Source organism: Streptomyces anandii JCM 4720 (assembly GCF_014650655.1).
GTDB classification, from domain to species: domain Bacteria; phylum Actinomycetota; class Actinomycetes; order Streptomycetales; family Streptomycetaceae; genus Streptomyces; species Streptomyces anandii.
Genome location: NZ_BMVJ01000121.1, coordinates 1 through 543, shown reverse-complemented (window position 1 = coordinate 543; position 543 = coordinate 1). Strand labels below are relative to the sequence as shown.

The following is a 543-nucleotide window of genomic DNA, read 5'->3' as shown; positions in this document are numbered from 1 at the left end:
GCGCTGGCGTCCGCCGGGCTGTCGGCCGCCGATGTGGACGCGGTGGAGGCGCACGGTACGGGTACGACACTGGGCGATCCCATCGAGGCCCAGGCCCTCATCGCCACGTATGGGCAGGGTCGGGACGAGGACCGGCCGCTGTGGCTGGGCTCGATCAAGTCGAACATCGGTCACACGCAGGCGGCCGCCGGTGTGGCGGGCGTCATCAAGATGGTGATGGCGATGCGGCACGGTGTCCTGCCGCAGACCCTTCACGTGGACGAGCCGTCGCCGCACGTGGACTGGTCGGCGGGTGCGGTGGAACTGCTCACCGAGAACCGCGAGTGGCCCGAGACCGGACGCCCGCGCCGGGCAGCTGTGTCGTCCTTCGGCGTCAGTGGCACCAACGCCCACACGGTGCTCGAGCAGGCTCCGCCGACCGAGCACCAGGAGCCGGTGGAGACCGCTCCCAACCAGGCGACGCCCGCGAGCACGATGTGGGTGTTGTCCGCGAAGTCGGAGGCCGCGTTGCGGGCTCAGGCGGAGCGGGTGCGGGCGCGGGTC

Annotated in this window: 1 protein-coding gene; it reads left to right on the top strand. The window is 71.8% G+C overall.

What is annotated here, in order from left to right:
• On the top strand, positions 1-543 hold a 543-nt coding region (locus tag IE249_RS35600), incomplete at both ends, for a ketoacyl-synthetase C-terminal extension domain-containing protein (RefSeq protein ID WP_189711682.1).